1 protein-coding gene is annotated in these 265 nt (G+C 46.4%); it reads left to right on the forward strand.

Annotated elements, in window-relative coordinates; all coding sequences use genetic code 11:
* On the forward strand, positions 1-265 hold a 265-nt coding region (locus tag SB756_RS31040; RefSeq protein WP_410913365.1), incomplete at both ends, for a hypothetical protein.

The following is a 265-nucleotide window of genomic DNA, read 5'->3' on the forward strand; positions in this document are numbered from 1 at the left end:
GGGCCCTAAAGCCGGTGGCCCTAACTACCTACAGCGTTTGGTGAAAGAAAAAGCATCACCAGAAAACGTGCAAATGACAAACCTCACCCCAGATGAGCTTGACTTACACCACTACAGCGGTGCAAATGCCCAAGTAGAAAAGCTAATGGCTAATTCAATGCGCGATGAAAAAATTTGGCGAGCAACCCCGCTAAACGATCGTGTATCTGCTGTTCGTCAGCTACTAGCCAAAATTGCTACGGTTGAAATTATTGATGACCTTGCT

Origin of the sequence: Pseudomonas sp. SIMBA_068 (assembly GCF_046534705.1) — a bacterium.
Classification (GTDB): domain Bacteria; phylum Pseudomonadota; class Gammaproteobacteria; order Pseudomonadales; family Pseudomonadaceae; genus Aquipseudomonas; species Aquipseudomonas putida.